Source organism: Bacillus sp. RE35 (assembly GCF_052146655.1).
Lineage (GTDB): Bacteria > Bacillota > Bacilli > Bacillales > Bacillaceae_G > Bacillus_A > Bacillus_A cereus.
The window spans coordinates 3283054-3302990 of sequence record NZ_CP197377.1; the positions used below are offsets into that span (position 1 = coordinate 3283054).

A 19937-nucleotide genomic window follows, 5' to 3' on the forward strand; every position below is an offset into this window, starting at 1 on the left:
TTATATATTTTTTCTTTAAAAGTATATAGTTTTAATTTTAAAATTATATACTAAAAAGTCGAGATAGAAATCATTTTCTGATTCCCATCTCGACTTTACGTTATAGACTTATATCCTATCATCATTTTATTTATACTCAATGACTTGAGAGCTACTTGGTTACATGCTCTTATTCATACATATACGAACGTGTCATCGGAATTGTATCATTAATCCCTTTTGTAAATACAAATTGATGTAAATCAATATTACCTGTAAAGAACGAAGCTGCACATGCATTTAAATATAAACGCCACATGCGGATAAATCGCTCATCTTTCGTTTTACGAACTTCCTCTAGTACGTTTTCAAAATTTCGAGCCCAATGTTGTAATGTTTTTCCGTAATGTCTACGTAAGCTTTCTACATCCACAATAAAAAATTGTTCGTTTGTCATGTTCGTGATTAATTCGTTCACAGCAGGAACATACCCACCAGGGAATATATATTTTTCAATCCAACCATTCGTAGCACCACCATTAGCCGGAGAAGTAATGCAATGCAGCAGAGAAATCCCGCCATCATTTAATAGTTTGTTAACTGTTTCAAAGTATTGCGTAATGTTGTCTTTTCCTACATGTTCGATCATACCTACACTAACAATTTTATCAAATTTATGATTCTTAATATCGCGGTAATCAAGTAAAGATACTTCAACTAAATCCGTAAGTCCCTCTTGTTTAATTCGCTCAGAAGTCTTAGCATATTGTTCCTCACTTAACGTTACTCCCATCGCTTTCACACCGTACTGTTTAGCGGCAGCTGTAATGAGTTCACCCCACCCACAACCGATGTCTAATAGCGTATCACCTTTTTGAAGGTTCAACTTTTTCAAAATATGATTCACTTTATTATGCTGCGCTGTCGTTAAAGAATCTTGCTCATTTTGGAAATATGCACAAGAATATGTCATTGTTTCATCAAGCCATAATTTATAGAAATCGTTCCCAATATCATAATGATGAGCAATATCATCTTTATTTTTTTGTTTTGAGAAATTCCATTTACTTTTGAAATATTGCAACTTACTATCACCTAAAAAGCTATCCTGCCTTTTATAAATAGATTGAATTGCTTTTTCAAGGTTACCCTCTATTTCAAGATCCCCATTCATATATGCTTCACCGAATGCAATAGAAGGATCCTTAGCGATTTCTTTTTTTGAAAGTGGCTTATGGAATGTTATGTGAAATTGAGGTTCCCCTTCGCCATATTGGATTGTTTCTCCATTCCAAAGTGTAATTTGAACTGGATCTGAAAACAGATTTTTGAGTATTTTTTTATAAAAAAGTTCTTCAACCATAAAAACATCTCCTACTAAAAAATTGAACAAAAAACTATACTAGTTAATAAGTCTTTTTGAACATAGCTTAAAATCGTTATTGTACTGACTTCTTGCTACGAGTGTCATTATAAAACGGTTATATTATGAAGCATAGTACGTACTTTAAAGTGATGTAGGCACTTTTAAGTACCCATGACTGAAACAGGTCCTCAAAAATTTTACTTTTCATCATAACAACTTTCTAAAGTTTTAAAACGAAAAACACCACCTCGTCATTAGGTGGTGTTTTCAATATTACATATAGAGATTTCACTTAACTTCTGTGTTTTTTCTATCTATGCATCGTTCTCCCCATACGGTCAATTGATTTAATACATTTTGCAAAGACCACCCATAATCAGTTAAGGAGTATTCTACTCGGGGTGGAATTTCTTTATAGATTTCACGTGTAATCACACCATCATCTTCTAGCTCACGTAATTGTTGCGTCAACATTCTAACAGAAATTTCAGGAATTAGACGCTGCAACTCGCTCGTTCGCTTTGTTCCTTTCGTTAAGTGACATAAAATGACGACTTTCCACTTTCCCCCGATAATTTCTAAAGTTGCTTCTATCGGTATATTGTATTGTTTCACACGATCTCCCTCCTTTTTTCTAAATTTCTTCTCTATTGTTGCGTAAAAACAAATAATTTTCTATACGGCACATTTTAGTTCCTACAGCACAAAAAAGTACCTATATTACAAAAAAGTAATTATGCTGCGTAAAAATCTCCCTCTATACAAAAAGAAAAAACGAACGTATTCTCGTTCGTTTTTTCTTTCTTTATTCAGCTGCTGTTATAAGCATAGATGTGTTCCCATTCTTTTCAAGATGATTTTCTCCCCAGTTACAAAGAGTATCGAGTATAGAATCTAAAGAATGACCGTAATCAGTTAAAGAGTACTCTACTTTTGGTGGCACTTGGTTATACACTTTTCTCTCGATTACACCATCTTCTTCTAATTCACGTAATTGTTGCGTTAACATCTTTTGTGTAATACCAGACATTAATTGTTTTAATTCGCACGTTCTCTTTTTGTCTTTCTTTAAATGACAAAGGATAACTACTTTCCACTTTCCACCGATAACCTCTAAAGTTGCCTCTACAGGAATATTGTATGTTTTCATATAAAAATCTCCTTTAATAATTTTATAAGACAAATCAGCTAAAATATTTAAATATTACTTTTAAGTATCTATAGCACCTTAAAGTACGTACTTTTTACCCTGTTAAACATGTTTCATAATAGCATACGTAAACAGCAGATGAGTAGTACGGCACCAAAAAGTACCTGTATTACTTTTTAGTATCTATATCACTTTAAAGTACGTACTTTTCATTATGTAAAATACATTTCATAATAGCATTTGTAAGAGTTGAGTGAGTCATGCAGTGTTAGAAATTACCTGTTAGTACCTTTACTTTAAAGTGAGTATTTTTCTCATACATTTTGTCAGACGATAAAATGACATGTTTTCATTTTCACATCCATTCACAATGAATAAATATTTTTCAAATACATTTTAGGAGGATATCTATAATGAGTAAATTACTAAAAGAAAAAATCGGGTTTGGTACAGCACCACTAGGAAATATGTACCGTAATATCCCAGAGGAAGAAGCAATCGCTACAGTGGATGCTGCTTGGGAGAATGGCGTTCGTTACTTTGATACAGCTCCACTTTATGGATCTGGCTTAGCGGAGATTCGTCTTGGTGAAGCACTATCAAAAAGAAATCGTGATGATTACTTTTTAAGTACGAAAGTAGGTCGAACTATTTCGGATGAATTAGAAGATCCATCTGCACGTGATTTAGGTGAAAAAGGCGGGCTTTTCGAATTTGGTCGCAAAAATAAAATGATCAATGACTATAGCGCAGATGCAACACTTCGTTCTATCGAGCAAAGTTTGAAACGTTTAAAAACAGATCGTCTAGACTTTGTTTTCATTCATGATTTAGCACAAGACTTTTATGGTGATGCGTGGATTTCACAATTTGAAATTGCTCGAACAGGAGCATTCCGTGCGCTAACACGTTTACGTGAAGAAGGAGTCATTAAAGGCTGGGGGCTTGGAGTAAACAAAGTAGAATCAATTGAACTTATGCTTGATTTAGAAGAAGCGAAACCAAATATATCCTTATTAGCTGGTCGCTATTCATTATTAGACCACGAACGTGCATTGCAACGAGTAATGCCTGCAGCTGTAAAGCATAATATGGATATTGTTGTTGGTGGCCCATATAGCTCAGGTATTCTTGCTGGAGGCGCTCACTTCGAATATCAAAAAGCATCGCCAGAAATTATTGCAAAGGTTGAGAAAATCAAAGCTCTTGCAGATCGTCACGAAATCAGCATCAAAGCTGCTGCACTACAATTTTCACTAGCCAATCCAGCAGTTGCTGCTGTTGTTCCTGGTGCAAGTAAACCGGAACGAATTGTAGAAGACCAAAACGCCTTAAATACAGTAATTCCAGCAGCATTCTGGGAAGAAATGCGCGAACAAAAATTAGTAGCACCTAATGCACCACTACCAATCAACGTAAAATAATTTGAAACCTTAATCAGTGGGGTCATCCCCACTGATTATTTGCTCGCAAATATCGAGATAAAAAGGAGCGTAATGAACATGGCACATACTACTACATCTATGGAAATTTTCGGTTCACCTGAACAAGTATGGAAATTAATCGGAGGTTTCAACTCCCTTCCAGACTGGTTACCTTATATACCTAGCAGTAAATTAACGGAAGGCGGTCGTGTACGTCATCTAGCTAATCCAGATGGCGATACAATTATAGAACGCTTAGAAGTATTCAATGATAAAGAACGCTACTACACGTATTCAATCATGAATGCACCGTTCCCAGTCACTAATTATTTATCTACAATCCAGGTGAAAGAAGGTACTGAAAGTAACACATCGTTAGTAGAGTGGTCTGGTACATTCACTCCTGTTGAGGTTAGTGATGAAGAAGCAATAAATCTGTTTCATGGTATTTACAGCGATGGACTGAAAGCATTACAGCAAGCATTTCTAGATTAATTTACTAAAAACAATGAAAAGCAAAGCGATATCGCTTTGCTTTTTTTATAAAATCCCTTTTAACTTTTCACCAATTAACTTCGCTAGATACTCATAACCTTCTGGACCAAAGTGTAATCCATCTTTTTCATCATTTTCTACAAACCTTTTATAATTCAGTTCTTGAATCATTTCAGCATACAAATTTAGAAAATAGCTTCCTGTTTCTTTTGCCACTTCCTCTACCACGTCTGCATACTGACAGAGCACTTCATTTGTTCTATTATGCTGCCTCTCTTCATCAACTGGCGCAGGGCTAATAAGCAGCACTTTACCTGACGAAACTTGGTTCACAATCTTCTCTAAGTTTTCTTTATATGCTTGTAATGGCACTTGAGAAAAAGAAACTGCATCATTCGTACCAAGAAAAACTGTTACGAAATCTGGTTTATATGATATTACATCTTCTTCAATCCTATTTAACGCATCGAATGTATTATCACCTGGAACACCTGCATTCACTACTATCCAATTCGGAAACATCTCTTGCAAACGTGGTGTTAATCTCGGCATTCCATCATAAAACGTTTCATCAGCTGTAATACTATCTCCAAAACATACTAACTTTTTCATTAAGCTACTCTCCTTTTACGTATGAAACAACTTTCCTTCTATTGCTTTTATATATCTGTCAGCAGAACGTTCAACTGCCTCATTTGCATTTTCTTTTACTACTCGATGAAAAGCGTTGTATAAACGATTAAACTGTAACGGCTTCACTCGATTCACCATTTCTTCCACTTTCCTCGCTGGTAGTGGAATTAAGTTTGGATAGCTGTACATGAAGCTTACCCACCGCTCATCTGCTACAACTTGAATAATATCACCTGTTAACAAAATCCCTTTTCCATCATTACCTTCTTCCCAATGCAATACAGAACCACCACTAAAATGTCCTCCAAGACGATGTACAGTAATCCCATCAGCTAATTGTAAAGACTCACCAGACCAATAAATAATACGACTACTCGGACGCATCACCCACTCTTTATCATCTTCATGTATATAAATTGGTACATCAAATGTCTCTGCCCATTCTACTTGCGTTGAATAATAATGAGGATGAGACAATGCAATCGCATCTAATCCGCCAAGCTCTTTTATTTTCGTAATTGTCGTTTCATCTAAATACGTAATACAGTCCCACAGTAAACGATATGACTCTGTTTTCACTACAAATGCCGTTTGACCGATCGCAAATCCTGGTTTTGTTGTAATACTATAAAGTCCATCTTCCTCTTCGATTATTTCATTTTTATATGTATCACCAATTTGTAAGCTTTCTAGTGTCGTCCAAGATTGTCCTTTTGGATTCACATATTGCCTCTCTTCATCACAAATATGACAACTCACCGGTTCTTCTACACTCGCTGCATACTGCACGCCACACGTTGTACAAACGTAATTTTTCATCATAATTCCCCCTATCCCTAAATTTTTATTAAGCTGCTTTTTTATGTTCAATTAACAAACTTATAAAAGTAAGTAAATAGACAACTGTAACCGATAATGGAATTACAGTAAATCCTTTTTCGCTTCTGCAACATTCATCTCACCATCTCCCCTAAAAATATTTGTACTATAAAGTCACCTCAACCTCACCCATCCAATAACGCCAAGCTGCTAAATAATCTTCTAAATCTTTCGGGTGGTGCCGTAAACATGTATCTATACGCAAATATAATCCTATGACTATCTCTTCATATAAATCACGGTCATTTTTATGAAATACACATTGTTTCATCGCATAACCAATCGTTTCTTTTGTTAAATCTTCCGGAGTTGAACAGAACGCATAAATTAAATCATATATAGGATCTCCTAACACTGGTAAAGGATCAATTACACCGTGCAGTTTATTCTCTTGAAATATAAAATTATGAAATCCAAGATCACCATGCAATAAAAATGGCTGATTTATTCCAGTCCCCCTACTTGGACTATTTGCTAACTTAAAAACCGTTCTATACGCTTCCTCACTTATGTAACGTCTTACATTTTCATGAGCTTCCATCACATTTGTCGTTAAAAATTCATTCCAAGATTGAACTAGGTTTTCTTTCCATCCCCAGCCATCAATCTCTGTAGCTACTTCATACTTATTGATAACTTCCTTTACAAGTTTACAAAGAACGCTCCGTTTATGGCCTAGTTTGCAAAAAGTTGTGCCCTCAAGGAATGAGTAAACAATATAGCGATTTAAAGGTTCCTTATAAAAAAGCTTTGGAAATAATTCATCCTTTTTATAAAACTGAAGAAAATAAGCTTCTTCACGTATGACATCCGATTCATTCAACTTTACAACGTATTGTTCATCTAACAAATATATAGTACTTTTTGTTCCCCCGTTTAACACTTTTACACTATTTGGATAATGTGAAATCACTTTCTCCTTAACTAGTTGTGCAGTGATTATTGAAATATCCATTCTCTCACCCTTTAACTCCGAATATTCCCTTAATTCAAAAGACAACTTTACCATTATTTGACAAACATAAGGGAATCCCTCCTAAAAATCTTAATATAACAAAAGATAATTTTATTTCATTGCAACTGCGTCTTTCAATATTCCATCATATAGTTCATTCCATTGATGGTAATGCGATGTAATTTCTTCACTCCAAATGTTCTTCATTTAATCTAGTAATTTCTATTGAATTATCTCTTTCTTTTAACTTATGAGCCAAACTTTCTACACCAAACACTTCTGTAAACGTATGACTGCCTACAATTAAATTAATCCCTTTAAATTTCGCATGTTGCACTGTATATAATGTTTTTTCACCTGTTATGTACGTGTCACACCCTTTTTCTAATGCACGTTCAATCAAATTTGTATTGTTTCCTGCACCGGTTAAAATCGCAATCCGTTTTACTGGTTTATCGTGATTTCTCCAGCTCTTCACTTTCTCTTCCATTCTTTCTTCAAGTTTTCCAACTAAGTTTGAAAAAGGAATCGCTTCTTTATATTCTCCTATTCCCGGTAGTTCTTCTTCCTCATACGTGGAATATTCCAGTATTGTATCTATCCCAATTCCGTTAAATAACGATGTACATGTGCCAAACTTTACAAAATCTAACGGCAAATGAACCCAAAAATGATTCATTTCATATTGCTTCAATTTCTCAATACAAGCCTCTTCCATACCAAATAAAAAACTCCACGGCGCATGATGTGTAACTATCATATCGACTCCATTTCTATACGCTTCTTCAATAGTTTCTAACGTTAAATTTGTTGTGTAACCGATTTTGTGAAATTCATCTTTACTTATATGAGTAAAACCATATTCATCATCGCCGTATTTATGAAGATGCTCTCCAAATAGTGATGTTATATGTTCGTTAAACTGCTTTATATTCATTTTATTTCTCCTTTCATTTACTTTTATATTTCAAAAATAAGGAAATACTAAATAAAAACGTTACATACATATAGGAGGACACCATGAAACCTGAATTTTTAAAAGCTGTACATGATGCCATTGGAAACGTCGAACATATTCATATAGAAGAAAGCGGTGCTGACAGCTTACTTATCCATCATGATGATGCACAGCAATTACAACAAGTCGCTAAAACGCTAGAAAATAACAATTTTCGCTCTGCTTTAAGAACAACTGGAGATGCTTCGTATATTGAAGTATTGAACAGATAGTGAAAGTCCGGATGTATGCCGGGCTTTCTTTTTTTATATTGAAACTTCAAACTCTTTCACATACACCGCTGTTCCAGCAATATCTATTTGTAACTTTTCGTTTTCTATCCCTTTCGTTACATAAACAGTTACACGGCCATCTTTATTTATTTCCTGTCCTTGCTCAACGATTAAACCCAATTCATGTTCAAAATCTTTCTCTAAATACTCCGCATAATACGCTCCCATTACACCTGAAGCTGTTCCTGTCACTGGATCTTCAATCGTCCCAGCATAAGCTGACGAGAAATGACGGCCATGCATTTGTGCTAGTTCATCATAAGTTTCTAGACAAATTGGGTGAATAGAAGCATTAGGTATTTCTTTTAATACCGATGGAAATGCAGCATTATTAGGTTTCATTCTCTCACACGCATCTAGATTTTTAATCGGCACAATTACAGTCCAGTTTCCTGTACTTCCATATACTATCGGTAAACTTACATCTAAATCATTTACTTCTAAACCAATACTATGAGCTAATTCTTCTTTTGAACCTGTAAATTCTTTAAACTGAGGTGCTGTCTGCCTCATTTTAATAAAGGTTTCTCCATTTTCATTTACACCTATTTGTATCGGTAAAATCCCTGCCTTCGTTTCAATCGTAAGGTTACTTTTCTCTTCTAATAAACCTTTTTCGCGCAAGGCATATATCGTCCCTACTGTCCCATGACCACATAAATCCATTTCAAAACCAGGTGTAAAATAGCGCATTCTTATATCTCCTACTTCTGAGGAAAGAACAAAAGTTGTTTCGTTATATCCAACTTTTTCAGCAATAATTTGCATTTCCTCTTCCGTTAATCCATCTGCTTCTAATACAATACCTGCTGGATTTCCCTTATTTGGTTTATTCGTAAATGCGTCATAATGAAATACGTTTATAGTCTTCATTTTCTTTTCCCCTTATTTGTCCATTTCTTTATTTTTATAATCAATAAGAAAATTGATCTAACCAACTTTCATAATCATCATTTTGGAACGGACGGATCATCAGTCTCTCTGTCTCTACCTGTAATAGCGGCAGCTTCATTTATATCTCTTCCCTCAATTGTTTTTCGAATATTCTTTATTATCTTACACAAAATACAAAATCTAGTAAATCATTATGTTTTTGATACATAAAAACCCAGTCATGCCTTATACATAACTGGGTTCTCCATCGTTTTATAATTTTCTATTTCACAAGAACTACATCTCGTAATTCCCTCTTCAACACTTTTCCTAAAGCGTTTTTCGGTAACTCGTCTATGAATACTACTTCTGGTATTTTATAACTTGCTAACTTCTCCTTACAATACTGAATAATACTTTCTTCTGTTAATGTTGTTTCGCCATCCTTCACAATGTAAGCTCTTGGAACCTCTCCCCAAAAGTCATCTGGAACTCCAACTACTGCAACTTCTAAAACACCTTGTATTTCATGAATAACATCTTCTACTTGATCTGGATATACGTTGTCACCACCGCGTATAATAACGTCTTTATATCTTCCCATAATATGCAGGAATCCATCATCATCTATCATGCCAGCATCGCCCATGTTAAACCAGTTATCTTTTACTACCTTCTTTGTCGCCTTTTCATTATTCCAATACCCTTTAAACATGTATGGACTTTTCACATGAATCTCTCCAACTTCATTTGTTGTTAGTTCATGTCCTGTTTCCGGATGAACAATTTTCACCTCTACATTTTTCAAGGTCTTTCCTACAGAAGACATCTTTTCTTTTCCCATCATTGGATGCCATGAGGTTACAACCCAACCTTCTGTACTACCATAACCTTGCACCATATATATTCCTTTTTCCATATATTTTTGAATGAGTGTTTCTGGCACTTTTGTACCACCGCTTTGTGCTACTTTAAAGGTTGAAATATTACGTTCTTTTTTATTTAATTCATCAAGCATGTAACTATAAACAGCAGGGAACGCAAGCATCGTAGTAATTTTCTCTTCTTCAATCTTATCCCAAATAATAGCAGGATTCGAATCAGCTAAGAAAATCATCGTAACGCCATGATAAATACAATTTAAAATAGAAAGCACGCCACTCATATGGAACAATGGATGCACAGATAAAAAGCGTTCACCTGCTGGGATTTCTCTTTGTCCCGCAATTTCAGCAAAATAGTGATGTAAGTTTTTATGTCCAATTACACATGCTTTCGCCTGTCCAGTCGTTCCTGAAGTAAATAAGTAAATGGCGTCGTCTTCTTCATGAACTTCTACGTTCGGTTCTGTCGTTGGCTGTTTTTGCAGCTCTAATTCAAATGAACCAAAACCTTCTTTTGTCGTTTGAATTACATAAGGAATTTCTTTAACAGCATCAACATTTAATAACACTTCACTAAATTCTTCATCAATAACTAACACTTTTAATTTCGCTTCTTTTACAATTGTTTCTAATTCGTATACAGTAAGCTGATGATTTAGCGGAATAAATACCGCTCCAATTTTTAAACTTGCCATCATAACGCTTGGAAATGGGTGATTATTTTTGCATAGTATTCCTATACGATCTCCTCTTTGCACACCATTATGTAACAAATAATGTGCAAGCTGATTTACTCGTTCATTATATTGCTGAAACGAATATCTTTTCTTCCCTCCTACAAGCGCTTCCAAATTTGGTGACTGCATTGCTCTCTTTTGTAATAATTGTCGCATCGTTCTCAAGTAAAACTCCCCTTTATATATGTTAGGTTTTTTATTTTACCAGATTAACTATTAATTTACTAAAGATTACACTTAGTGAATATAAGAAAAATATAAAATAGCCATTTACTTCACAAGTAAATGGCTATTTTTCATTATATATTAGAATACTTCTTGTTCATTACATATTGCACATACTCAGGTGCACTTTTATCAATCTCTTCATCACTTAGTTTATATTCTGCACCATATAAATAAAAGGAAGGTATAAATTCCATACCTGTATATAGGCATGTAGCTTGGAATGGTTTCGTCAACTCATCCATTGTAATCCCACTATTTTCATAGTCTTTTTCTAATCCACCTATAGAAATAGCTACACCAAATTCTTTCCCCTTCACTTTATCTCCTTGTGATCCGTACGCAAATCCATATGTTAATACATCATCGAACCATTTTTTTAATAATGGTGGTGTGCTGTACCAGTAAAGCGGAAATTGAAATATATATCTGTCATGTTCTACTAATAACTTTTGCTCTTCTTCAATATTAAACTCCCAATTTGGTGCCACCTTATATAATTCATGCACCGTAATTTCATCTGAATGTTTCTCAAGTTCTTCTATCCATCTTTTATTAATTTTTGATTTTTCAATATGAGGGTGTGCTACAATTACAAGTGTTCTCATCATTTTCCAGCCCCTTTATAAATTAATCAATCCTTTACGTATTAGTATGAATGAGTTACATATAATTGAAAAGTACGTACTTTCAGGTACTATAGGAACCTTGAAGTACCTTTGGAGGTGTTATATGAATCAAAATGATAATTGCCCAATTGCAACAACACTCGATGTAATCGGTGGAAAATGGAAAGTTCATATTTTATGTATTTTGTCGGATGGAAAAATGCGAACAAATGAAATTAAACGAGAAATCCCAAACATTACACAAAAGGTTCTTACACAACAACTTCGGCAACTTGAAGCTGATGGGATTATCTATCGTACCGTATATCAAGAAGTACCACCAAAGGTTGAGTACACACTAAGTGAATACGGAAAATCTTTAATGCAAATAATGGATAATCTGTTTGAATGGGGAAAAGATCATCAAATTAAAAGATTACATGACTAAAAAAGCAATATATACTTTGTTTCATCCTCTACGTTCATATTTTTTGTTTTTATAAAGTTTATTTTCATTGTTTTTTAGCTAACTTGTTTTCTTAGATTGATGGACGTGACCCCACATCCATCAATCTAAAAAGATACAATTAGAAAAATGAGATTTCTATAAAGTTTCGCATATAAACACTACTTCCGCCTCATTAAGCGCTCGCTCTACTTTTTCTAATCTCAATTGTACGTAAGCTATAAAGAAGCACCCCTAAACCGAGAATTTTTTCATTATTAGACGCATTAGAACCTAAGGTAATAGTAGGTACATTTAAACCCATAAACCTTTCACTCCATTCTATAGGCATATAAAAAGATACTCCTTAAAAATAAAAAACGCTATTCTCTCTATAAAATCATAGAAAAGAATAGCGTTTTTTATTTTGAAATAGAAGTCATTATTTAAACTAAACATGCTAATATTGATTTTGTGCGATTGTCAGTTACCTCATAATAAATTTCTAATCCTTTCCGAGTACCTGTAACCATTTTAGCAGCTTTTAGTTTAGATAAATGTTGACTAATTGTACTTTGAGGCATTTGTAAATCCCCATACATTGTTGTTACATTAGTAGGACCTTTTGCAAGCATTATTTTTACTAAAGATAGACGAACTGGATGCGCCAATACCTTTAACACCTCAGCGATTTCTTGAAACATTTCTTTTTTTTCTTTCATCTTATTTCTCCCCTTTTATATACATATTTATGTTATCCATATATATAATTCGAAGGTATATGCGTTTTTGTGTCCGTCATTTTAAAAAAATATAAAAAAACTTTTGTCCGAAACTAAAGGATTAGCTTAACATACTGTCTCACTATTCATAATGAATAGGAATCTCGTTATAGAAGCAGCAGTTTTTATGCTACAACTCTACATTCAACTAACTAAAACTAATGAAAAAAAGAGCAGATAGTCCGCTCTTTTATGATGCCTCCTTATGTTCCGTGGAATGTTTAACACTCCCCAGTCTCTTTAGTTTATTCCACCCTACCGCTACTCCTCGAAGCGATGAGAATATAGATTTAATGACAACATAAGTCATAAATTGACGATAAATAAAACGTTGTAAAATTAACCATGCCAATGGTTTTGGGTTCTCTTCCTCTAATTTAAATGCGAACAGAGAAGCGAGAAGATCCATTAAAAAGAATACAAAATAAAATCCTAAAACTTTTAGCGGATTACTACTAAATAGTCCTATAATCATTAATATATCTGCAAAAGGAGCAATGAATTGCAGAACATATTGGAATAACCACATGTTAGGCAGTGCAATAAACCCTAATGTTTTATGTTTAGAATTACACAACGCTTTTCGATGTTTCCAAAGACATTGAAGTGTACCATATGACCAACGATATCGCTGTTTAATGAGACTTTTCACATCCTCAGGTGATTCCGTAAAAGCATGCGCTTTTTCTTCATATACAATTCTATGCCCTTGACGTAAAAATGTAATAGTAAGATCCGTATCTTCTGCTAATGTATCTTCGCTTAAATATCCAGATTCAACTACATTCTTCTTGCGCCACGCCCCAATAGCTCCTGGAACGACTGTAATACAATTTAACTCATCAAAAGCTCTACGTTCTAAATTAAACCCTGTAATATACTCAACATGTTGCCAAGTAGTTAACAAATTCCGTCTATTCCCCACTTTGACATTACCTGAAACTGCAGCTACATTCTGATCTTCAAAGTGTCTAACCATTAAAGAAATAGCGTCTTGCGCAATAATAGTATCCGCATCTAAAGTGACAATGATTTCTCCTCGCGATTGTTGAAACCCTAGGTTCATTGCCGATGATTTCCCGCCATTTTCTTTCTGAATGAAACGAACTTTAGGGTGTTTATAAAATGTTTCTTTCATTACTTTTGACGTACCATCTGTCGATCCGTCATCCACAACAATAACTTCAAATTCTCTATAATTACTATTCAAAATTGAGTGAATCGTCTTGGCTATCACCTTTTCTTCATTATATGCCGCTATGACAACACTAACAAAAGGTTGATAAGACGAATTAATATAGCGAGATAACGTTTTTCTTTTCTGCTTCCATGCAAAATAAATTAAGAATAAAAATCGAAAAATCCCTAATCCAATAGCAATATAAAAAATAGTAGTTAATATATGTTTAAAGTATCCCGCTCCTGAAAAGACAGCTTTATTGTAAAGTAAATATTGCTTCCCCTCAGAAGAAACAGGAGGCATAATTTCATCTCGTTCTTTATTCATTAAATCTGAAATTGTTACAAAACTATATCCATGCTTTTTTAGGTCTTTAATAATGATTGGGAGCGCCTCTACTGTATGTGTACGATTCCCTCCCGCATCATGGAGAAGAATAATATTTCCCTCTCCCTTATAAATGGGATTAAGAGCACGCTTTACTAATTCATTTGTTGATGGTGTTGCCCAGTCTTCGGGATCAACTTTTTCCGCTACCATTGTATAGTTCATATTTTGTGCACGTAAAATAGGCAATATTTCATTTGATGAATCCGGGTTAGCATCCGCTTCATATGGCGGTCTAAATAAAACCGTAGAATGTCCAGTTACTTCCTGAATTAAACGTTGCGTCGTATTAAGTTCTACTTTCGTTCGTAGTAAAGACGTATCAGCTATGTTAGGATGCTTGAAAGTATGATTGCCAATTTCATGCCCTTCATCGTATATTCTTTTTACAATACTAGTATTTAGTTGTGCGTTTTCACCAAGTACAAAAAAAGCAGCTTTTATTTGATTCTCTTTTAATATATCTAAAATTTCTGGCGTATATTTCGGGTCTGGTCCATCATCAAATGTTAATACTACTTGTTTCCCATTTGGTTTTCCATATCGTTGCACTTCATATGCAGATGGTAAGGATTGATATACTTCATCTGTAAGGTAACCATCTTTGCCTACTTTAAAATCTCTCAATCCATTTTTTCTTTCATTCTCAATCTGTAAAATTTCACCTTGTCCAGAATAATTTACTTCATCTAAACTATTGATTTTATGTAATACATTAGGATTTTTTTGTGCCTCAATCGGATTTTTTAAAACTTTCCATATTGTAGGGTCTTCTGCTCCTAGTCTCCATAACGCAAATCCCTTTGCATTATTGTCCATTGCGATTTTCACTTGATTATAAAGAGTTACACCGTCTAAGAACCAAGCAGTATGTTCTTTCCCTTCTGTTTTATACCTAAAATAAGGGTTTCCACTCATTTTATCCCATTGAATTTTCATATTTGAATCATGAGCCATTGCCATAACTTCTGAGAAAGTTAAAGACTTCGCAGCTTCTTTACTATTTACTTGCCAATCATATCCATAGTTACCGAAAGCAACTATAAGCTTATTAGACGGAATATTCAGTTCTTTCAATGTATGTTGGAACCATTTATTTGAAGCAATTGGTCCTGGTTCCCCGGCTCCATAGTGCTCATCGTACATCATTACAATCATTCGATCTATTATTTTTGCTAACGCACTATAATCAAAAGCCTTATCATTAGCTGGAACATCTTGTGTAACGAGCAAATCATGTTGATGAAATTCCGTAGTAAGTTCTTTCATAAAATTTGTTAAGTTTTCTCTATCACTTTCAGGTACGGCCTCAAAGTCAATATTAATTCCTGAAAAATGATTCTTTTTAACTTGGCTTACTAAATCATTAATAAACTTTGTCTTTACATCATTTGAGGAATTCAGTAACTTATGAATTAGCCCACTATCAGGACCAGAAGCTTCCTCAGTATAGTTAGTAAGCAAAGGCATAATCTTCACTTGATTTTTTTCTGCCAACTTTACTATCTCAGGTTTGATCTCACTTCTAATCGTTAAATCTGCTTTTAAATGATACCACTCTGGTACTAACGTAGTTAAGGAATCGATATTTTCTTTTAAAGAAGCGGTACTATTTTCATCCCAGTTTACATAAAAACCATACACTTCTTTAGGTTGTTTACTATCCTTCGGCGGATTCACCAAATTTTCATTATCCTTCGTTCCGGTATTTGGGTTAAATTCTTCCTTCTTTAAATGCTGATCACTAAGTTTTTGATTAATTGGTACAAGTTTAGTATCTTGTTGTACAGCGGTATTCATATTTGGAATTTCTGGTGTTGAAAAAATACTTTGAAAGAAAAAATAAAATACAACACCTACACTAACTATTGAGATACATAGAAACGAAATAAAGGCTATGTTTCTCCTTCCTTTCGGATCATAAAAAACAGGTTTTTCTTTATCTTTCTCTTGTTGAATGTTTTTCTCCATTATATTTTTCACATACTCCTTCTTAATAGAACTATAAAATAATAAAGTGCAACTTTAATCAGCCCTCACCAATTGGGCATTTACAAGCAGCCCAACTCCCACCTAACTTCTTTGCTCCAGCCAAATTTTGAGATGGGAGTTTTACTGCCCACAATAGCGAGAGAAATCCTTTTAGCTTTGAAATGAATCTCTCACTTCCATATTCTATTGATTCTTCTTTTCATTCCCTTGCTGGTGGCCTCTATTTTCTTGTTGAGACCCCCTACCGTTGTTCCCTTGCTCGTTTCCGTCATTTTCTTTCTGGGATCCTCTTCCATTGTTCCCTTGCTGATTCCCGTTATTTCCTTGTTGAGGATCTCTTCCATTGTTCCCTTGCCCATTTCCATTATTCCCTTGTTGAGACCCTCTTCCGTTGTTCCCTTGCTCGTTCCCATTATTTCCTTGTTGAGACCCTCTTCCGTTGTTCCCTTGTCCATTTCCATTATTCCCTTGTTGTGATCCTCTTCCGTTGTTCCCTTGCCCATTTCCATTATTCCCTTGTTGTGATCCTCTTCCGTTGTTCCCTTGCCCATTTCCATTATTTCCTTGTTGTGATTCTCTTCCGTTGTTCCCTTGCCCATTTCCATTATTTCCTTGTTGAGCTTCTCTACTTTTATTCTCCTGTTGATTCCCTCTATTTTCTTGCTGAGATCCTCTTCCATTGTTTTCTTTTATTTGCTTCGATGGCTGTTCCTCTGTTTTCTTTTGTTCTTTCTGCTCTTGCTTTTCATATTTTTTTTCGTCTACAGGAGATAAATCCATTGATGCATCAGGAGATGACTCCGGCTGTGATTGCACCTCTTCTTCATTTTCCACCGGATTAGGCGGCGTGGCAGGAGGAGTAAGCGATTTGTTTTTCTCATTCTCTTGCTTTATATAGACACCTGTGCCAATTCCAGCTTTTCTAGCATTCTCTCGTACTTGCATCGTGCTACTTTGATATTCAACTGTAATATGTTTTAACTCATATTCTTTCTTCAATTCTTTCATTGCCTTTTCTAACTGTGGTTCTAGCGCCTTGTCCTTTGCAACTGCTGTTAGCATAACTTGCTTATCATTCGTTAAATACTTATCCTCTTGACTTTGCTTTATAATAGTACGTATTACTTCTTGTAATTGTTTATTTTCCCATTGCTTCAATTCTTTTAAAATACGCCTTCCATCATCATTACAAGCCTGTAAATCTATAACACGAAAATCCTTCGTTACGCTCACCTCTAAACTTGGATTTATATCAACTGAGACGTAAGCAAATACTTTTTCTTCTGGTTGGTTGTAGAAAAACAGCACTGCAAATAGAAAACAAGCAACAAGTATTGATGCAGGTTTTAAAAAGGAAGGGATCGAAAAATGCGATGCTTTTTGTTCTTGCTCATCAAATGAGATTTCCTCCCCGATCATGCAAGAATCCCCTTTTCTTTTACACGTAATAAACTCTCCATTTGGTGTTAAAACAACTACGCTATGCTTTTTTATATCCATCACAATTCCTTTATTCATCATGCTTTTCCCCTCTTATGTAATCCAGAATATATGTATAGTTGTTTGCAAAAATAATACACATTGCAATAATGTATTTTCTATGTCGTTCCAACGTTTTACGACTTACCCTAACACGCGGTTCAATATGTTTAAGCGGTAACTTTTTCTTTCGGAACAGCTCTTCCATCATTTCCTCTTCTTTTATAATAATTTTTACAATTTCTATTAAGTGCTCACGCGTATCACGATGCTTAGGAGATTCTTTAGCAAGCTCTGAGAATGTGATTTTAAACTCAGCTAGCACACTTTGAAAATGAAGAATTTCCTCCTTACGGTTACTATTTTCCATCTCTTTCATATACTCCGTAAGCGACACTTGCATTTCTAACATTTCCTCTTGCTCATCTTCTTTTAAAAAGACAAAGTTATGTTTAGACTCCTTACGTATATAGTCAATTACATCTCTTTTTATAAGAAGATCAGCAAACGCTAAAAAGGATTTTCCTTTTGTATATGAATACTGTTCAATTGCTTCGTTAAATGCAAACAATCCAATGCTATATTCATCATCCTGTTCTGTAATATACCGGCGGCAGACAGATGAGATTGATTTTCTAATAAAAGGCTGATACTGTACGATAAATGCTTCTTTATCTTCTTCGTTGTTTTGTATGTTACATACGATATCTTCTATTTTCGGTTTTCTTAAGATCTTCATTACTAAACTCAACACTTGTAATCTCCCAGCCTCCTTCAAATAGCAAAATGGCCACTACAAAAGTGACCATTTAACCAGATTTTCTTGGTACTTTTCTTCGGTCTCGTTTTCTTGCTGTTAGTTATATTTTTAGAGTCTAACGTTTTCTTAATGATTTTTCCTTTTCTCTCGGCACTACAGTTAAGTTTGTATTTTTATCTACTTTCTTATTTTCTACCGTTCGTTTTGCTTATTCTTTTTCTATTTTATCTGCAATCCTTGAATAACTCTCCTCTATACCATTGGTAATTTCATCCTTTTACTTTGGATGCCCACTTAATCTAGTAATTTTATTAATGCTTCTATATTCTTTCATAGTCATTTTTCTTCTATTTATTTTCTTCACTATACATATTCGAAGGAATACATAGTTTTATGGGGGTCAAAAAATATTTTCATAAAAAAATACATATTTATTTCAAAAATAAAAACCATCAATTTGAAAAAAGATAATCAAATTGATGGTTTTCTTATAATATCTATTAAATTAAGTTGGATTCTCATTATATCTAAAAAAGTACTAGCTATCCTCTTCTGATTTTCTCCATTTTTATCTTTCTTGGTTATCATAATATGTCTTATCTGCGTATTTTCTATCATTTCCTTTTAGATAAGCTAAAATTACTTTTGGATTTTTAAGTAAAGTCCAGTCTCCATATGTATCAAATCTTCTGCATGAAGTTATCATTCCATTTTTAATAGTACCGAATTTCTTATTATTTTTCTTTCCCCACTCTTTTAAACGTTTAGCGAAATCTGCATCTTCTGCCATAAGCATGTTTTCATTAAATCCGTTGATTGCCATAAAATCTTTTCTATAGCACCAAAAAATCCCTACAGATATAGCTCCGTACTTAAAAAGTAAGGGGATTATGATTAACATTGCGGAGAGAAATATTCCTAAAGATATTCTTTCAAACTTACCATTCACCCCACCACCAATGTATGTACCTGAAGCTAAATATTTATCTACATTAAACAACATAGACTCTGTCATTATGGTATCAGCGTCTATAGTAACGATTATTTCTCCACTAGCTATTTTAGCCCCTGCATTTCGAATTTTAGATAAGTTTTTATCGTTATTTTTCAATGTAACACAATTATAAGATTTTGCTATTTCCTCTGTTTTATCTGTACAACGATTTAAAACAACTATAACTTCCGTTTGCTCTTTATATGCCTCTGATGCCTTTGCAATTGAATCTAAACATTTTCTAATGTACTTTTCTTCATTATGCGCAGGAATTATAATAGAAAACTTCACATCTTTTTTCAAATTAACTCCTGAAGATTCGTTTGTCTCAGTCATAATATTCCCCCCTTATTTTATAAGGTAAATATCTACTATACATAAATTATATTAATATTTATTAGGTTATATTATAGAAACTGA

General features: G+C 34.1%; 20 protein-coding genes and 2 pseudogenes. 4 read left to right on the top strand and 18 right to left on the bottom strand.

Annotated elements, in window-relative coordinates:
- Positions 1-169: 169 nt before the first annotated feature.
- The 3 genes from ACTL4X_RS16870 to ACTL4X_RS16880 form a co-directional block, all read right to left on the bottom strand.
- Positions 170-1342 carry a cyclopropane-fatty-acyl-phospholipid synthase gene (locus ACTL4X_RS16870; RefSeq protein WP_000229037.1) on the bottom strand — a complete coding sequence of 391 codons (1173 nt, stop codon included), beginning with the start codon at positions 1340-1342 and terminating at the stop codon, positions 170-172.
- A gap of 291 nt (positions 1343-1633) precedes the next feature.
- Entirely contained in the window at positions 1634-1960 is a 327-nt protein-coding gene (locus ACTL4X_RS16875) for a winged helix-turn-helix transcriptional regulator (RefSeq protein ID WP_000816335.1), read from the bottom strand.
- A gap of 190 nt (positions 1961-2150) precedes the next feature.
- The gene (locus ACTL4X_RS16880; RefSeq protein ID WP_000860820.1) at positions 2151-2495 is read right to left on the bottom strand and encodes a winged helix-turn-helix transcriptional regulator; all 345 of its coding nucleotides are present in this window, start codon (positions 2493-2495) and stop codon (positions 2151-2153) included.
- A gap of 413 nt (positions 2496-2908) precedes the next feature.
- Between ACTL4X_RS16880 and ACTL4X_RS16885 the strand changes: the two genes are divergently transcribed.
- Positions 2909-3919 carry an aldo/keto reductase gene (locus ACTL4X_RS16885; RefSeq protein ID WP_000040525.1) on the top strand — a complete coding sequence of 337 codons (1011 nt, stop codon included), beginning with the start codon at positions 2909-2911 and terminating at the stop codon, positions 3917-3919.
- Positions 3920-3997: 78 nt separating this feature from the next.
- The gene (locus tag ACTL4X_RS16890) at positions 3998-4414 is read left to right on the top strand and encodes an SRPBCC family protein (RefSeq protein WP_071741107.1); all 417 of its coding nucleotides are present in this window, start codon (positions 3998-4000) and stop codon (positions 4412-4414) included.
- 45 nt (positions 4415-4459) lie between these two features.
- Here the strand turns inward: ACTL4X_RS16890 and ACTL4X_RS16895 are convergent, their stop codons facing one another.
- From ACTL4X_RS16895 to ACTL4X_RS16915, 5 genes and pseudogenes are all read right to left on the bottom strand, one after another.
- Complete coding sequence (locus ACTL4X_RS16895) at positions 4460-5026, bottom strand: SGNH/GDSL hydrolase family protein (RefSeq protein ID WP_071741106.1); 567 nt, start codon at positions 5024-5026, stop codon at positions 4460-4462.
- A 15-nt stretch (positions 5027-5041) separates the two neighbouring features.
- A complete protein-coding gene (locus tag ACTL4X_RS16900) occupies positions 5042-5869 on the bottom strand; it encodes an MBL fold metallo-hydrolase (protein WP_033689015.1) in 828 nt (275 codons plus the stop codon).
- A gap of 25 nt (positions 5870-5894) precedes the next feature.
- Positions 5895-5990: pseudogene (locus ACTL4X_RS16905) on the bottom strand (DUF7010 family protein); the annotation flags it as partial.
- Between the two features lie 42 nt (positions 5991-6032).
- Positions 6033-6881 (bottom strand): phosphotransferase, encoded by an 849-nt coding sequence (locus ACTL4X_RS16910; RefSeq protein ID WP_071741122.1) that lies wholly within the window; start codon positions 6879-6881, stop codon positions 6033-6035.
- A gap of 187 nt (positions 6882-7068) precedes the next feature.
- The gene (locus ACTL4X_RS16915; protein ID WP_001022442.1) at positions 7069-7818 is read right to left on the bottom strand and encodes a Nif3-like dinuclear metal center hexameric protein; all 750 of its coding nucleotides are present in this window, start codon (positions 7816-7818) and stop codon (positions 7069-7071) included.
- A gap of 83 nt (positions 7819-7901) precedes the next feature.
- Between ACTL4X_RS16915 and ACTL4X_RS16920 the strand changes: the two genes are divergently transcribed.
- Positions 7902-8111: a hypothetical protein gene (locus ACTL4X_RS16920; protein ID WP_000801653.1), complete on the top strand. Its 210-nt coding sequence runs from the start codon at positions 7902-7904 to the stop codon at positions 8109-8111.
- 33 nt (positions 8112-8144) lie between these two features.
- On the opposite strand, the gene ACTL4X_RS16925 is transcribed toward ACTL4X_RS16920, so the two are convergent.
- The 4 genes and pseudogenes from ACTL4X_RS16925 to ACTL4X_RS16940 all read right to left on the bottom strand — a co-directional run bounded on the left by ACTL4X_RS16925 (position 8145) and on the right by ACTL4X_RS16940 (position 11498).
- A complete protein-coding gene (locus ACTL4X_RS16925) occupies positions 8145-9044 on the bottom strand; it encodes a PhzF family phenazine biosynthesis isomerase (RefSeq protein ID WP_071741105.1) in 900 nt (299 codons plus the stop codon).
- Between the two features lie 46 nt (positions 9045-9090).
- Positions 9091-9183, bottom strand: a pseudogene (locus ACTL4X_RS16930) (GNAT family N-acetyltransferase); the annotation flags it as partial.
- A 144-nt stretch (positions 9184-9327) separates the two neighbouring features.
- Entirely contained in the window at positions 9328-10821 is a 1494-nt protein-coding gene (locus ACTL4X_RS16935; protein WP_002195674.1) for a class I adenylate-forming enzyme family protein, read from the bottom strand.
- Between the two features lie 143 nt (positions 10822-10964).
- Positions 10965-11498 (bottom strand): NAD(P)H-dependent oxidoreductase, encoded by a 534-nt coding sequence (locus tag ACTL4X_RS16940; RefSeq protein ID WP_025921899.1) that lies wholly within the window; start codon positions 11496-11498, stop codon positions 10965-10967.
- Positions 11499-11622: 124 nt separating this feature from the next.
- Between ACTL4X_RS16940 and ACTL4X_RS16945 the strand changes: the two genes are divergently transcribed.
- Positions 11623-11946, top strand: coding sequence for a winged helix-turn-helix transcriptional regulator (locus ACTL4X_RS16945; RefSeq protein WP_001072981.1), 324 nt, complete (start codon positions 11623-11625; stop codon positions 11944-11946).
- Between the two features lie 193 nt (positions 11947-12139).
- On the opposite strand, the gene ACTL4X_RS16950 is transcribed toward ACTL4X_RS16945, so the two are convergent.
- From ACTL4X_RS16950 to ACTL4X_RS16975, 6 genes are all read right to left on the bottom strand, one after another.
- Entirely contained in the window at positions 12140-12295 is a 156-nt protein-coding gene (locus ACTL4X_RS16950; RefSeq protein WP_001121201.1) for a hypothetical protein, read from the bottom strand.
- Positions 12296-12389: 94 nt separating this feature from the next.
- The gene (locus ACTL4X_RS16955; protein ID WP_000660066.1) at positions 12390-12665 is read right to left on the bottom strand and encodes an ArsR/SmtB family transcription factor; all 276 of its coding nucleotides are present in this window, start codon (positions 12663-12665) and stop codon (positions 12390-12392) included.
- Between the two features lie 250 nt (positions 12666-12915).
- Positions 12916-16263 (bottom strand): glycosyltransferase, encoded by a 3348-nt coding sequence (locus tag ACTL4X_RS16960; protein WP_075678100.1) that lies wholly within the window; start codon positions 16261-16263, stop codon positions 12916-12918.
- A gap of 204 nt (positions 16264-16467) precedes the next feature.
- On the bottom strand, positions 16468-17805 hold the full coding sequence (locus ACTL4X_RS16965) for an anti-sigma factor domain-containing protein (protein ID WP_071741103.1): 1338 nt from the start codon (positions 17803-17805) through the stop codon (positions 16468-16470).
- Entirely contained in the window at positions 17795-18517 is a 723-nt protein-coding gene (gene sigI / locus ACTL4X_RS16970) for an RNA polymerase sigma factor SigI (protein WP_002082432.1), read from the bottom strand. Before sigI ends, ACTL4X_RS16965 begins: the two co-directional genes overlap by 11 nt.
- A 574-nt stretch (positions 18518-19091) precedes the next feature.
- The gene (locus ACTL4X_RS16975) at positions 19092-19853 is read right to left on the bottom strand and encodes a glycosyltransferase (protein WP_000141007.1); all 762 of its coding nucleotides are present in this window, start codon (positions 19851-19853) and stop codon (positions 19092-19094) included.
- Positions 19854-19937 lie beyond the last annotated feature (84 nt).